This window comes from Vibrio sp. ZOR0018 (assembly GCF_963865925.1).
GTDB classification, from domain to species: domain Bacteria; phylum Pseudomonadota; class Gammaproteobacteria; order Enterobacterales; family Vibrionaceae; genus Vibrio; species Vibrio anguillarum.
The window spans coordinates 3,424-5,082 of sequence record NZ_CAWMCN010000024.1 but is presented as its reverse complement, the minus strand read 5'-3'; the positions used below and the strand labels follow the sequence as shown (position 1 = coordinate 5,082).

The window sequence follows — 1,659 nt, the reverse complement described above, 5'->3', positions numbered from 1 at the left end:
GCTCGGCGGACGTTTGGATGCTGAAGGTTATTTTGCCGCTAAATTCACAACGATAAACAACCCAACGCGATCAAGAAACAACAAATATGTGATGACGATTTATTGCTTAAGTCCAGCCATGAGAACATGGAATCCACCGTTCAATTCAAACCCGATCTAGCAGATAAAAACTCACTTTGCCTAACGCCCGGCTAAGGGGTTGACGACGCACCGCCGAACTCAAAAAACACACTATAAACACTGAATTTCAATTTTGTACTAAAGCCGCCACGCGTTGGCAATCCCTCTTGAGCCGTTTGTTATGTGTTTGTTTCCACCATGCCAACATAGCCTGTTTGCTCTTGGAGTCTTTTGCACCACGCTTGAATATTGGGGTAATGAGATAAGTTAAAACCACCTTCATCTGCAACATGTGTATAAGCGTACAGTGCAATATCAGCAATCGTGAGTTGCTTACCAACAAGATAATCCGTCTGGGCTAAGCGACTTTCCATCATTGATAAGGCTTTATTACCTCCAGGTTGTAAGGCGTGATATTCCTTTAACCTTGACTCTGGCATACCTTGATATTTTTGGATAAAACGAGCCACGGCGATAAATGGCTCATGACTGTATTGTTCAAAGAACAACCATTCGTACATTTTAGCCTTTTCATATTTGTCACTAGGAATTAACGCTGTACCATCTGCGAAATAGCCAAGAATTGCGTTCGACTCTGACAAACAACGGCCATCATCCAAAACAACTGCGGGTATTTTTCCGTTTGGGTTAATGGATAAAAACTCAGCTGTTTTTGTGTCACCTTTTAAAATATTGACGTGACACCACTCATGCTCAATGCCTAAGAAAGCAAGCAACAGCTTGACCTTGTAACAGTTTCCAGATTGGATATCTCCATAAACCTTCACTACAAATCTCCTTTTATACACCCAAAAACACATAACGCCCGGCTAAGGGGTTGACAACGCACCGCCGAACTTAAAAAACACACTGTAAACGCTGAACTGCAATTTTGCACTAAAGTCGCCAAGCGTTGGCAATCCCTCTTGAGCCGTTTGTTAGGTGAATTTATACCGCTGAAATATAAACACAAACCTCTCGCTCACCACCTTGCATACGAAGTGTTTGGTTTTCTATGTAAATAACACCAAGTTTATCGATAACTGACTTTGAACGTTCATTTCCAACAAGATGCATAACCTTTAACTCTGTCAATCCATGACATTCTATTGCGTACTCTATTAATGCCTTTGAAGCTTCTGTCGCATAACCTTGCCCCAAAAATCGACACCCAACCAATAACCTAAGATACCTTGGCCATCTTTTAAACTCGGCAAACTCACTGCACCAATAATCTCGCACGATTCTTTATGTACAACCGCATAAACAATACTCTCTCCGCTGGCAAAGCCGGTTTCATGTGTTTCAATCCATGAAATTGCATCTGACACTTCGTATGGATGCGGTATGTTTGCCGTCATCTCTGCGATTCGTTTATCGCCAGCCAATACTGATACTTGCTCTGCATCAGACAGCTCAAATGGCCTAAGGATTAAACGTTCCGTTTCTAAAACTAGCTGCATTATTCCACCAATTCACCTAACGCCCGGCTAAGGGGTTGACAACGCGCCATCGAACTCAAAAAACACACTGTAAACT

General features: G+C 42.3%; 2 protein-coding genes and 1 pseudogene. All 3 read right to left on the bottom strand.

All coding sequences use genetic code 11. The annotated features are described in order from the left end of the window. Positions 1–299: 299 nt before the first annotated feature. Positions 300–908 (bottom strand): glutathione S-transferase family protein, encoded by a 609-nt coding sequence (locus AACR75_RS00870; RefSeq protein WP_047691425.1) that lies wholly within the window; start codon positions 906–908, stop codon positions 300–302. Between the two features lie 160 nt (positions 909–1,068). Further along, positions 1,069–1,197, bottom strand: a complete 129-nt coding sequence (locus AACR75_RS18550) for a hypothetical protein (RefSeq protein WP_445285765.1) — start codon at positions 1,195–1,197, stop codon at positions 1,069–1,071. A 9-nt stretch (positions 1,198–1,206) separates the two neighbouring features. Next, positions 1,207–1,583 (bottom strand): annotated as a pseudogene (locus tag AACR75_RS00865) (GNAT family N-acetyltransferase); the annotation flags it as partial. Between the last annotated feature and the right edge of the window lie 76 nt (positions 1,584–1,659).

Excerpts from the sequence above, each read along its gene's own strand:
- AACR75_RS18550 (WP_445285765.1), bottom strand. The coding sequence starts at position 1,197 with ATGCATCTTGTTGGAAATGAACGTTCAAAGTCAGTTATCGATAAACTT.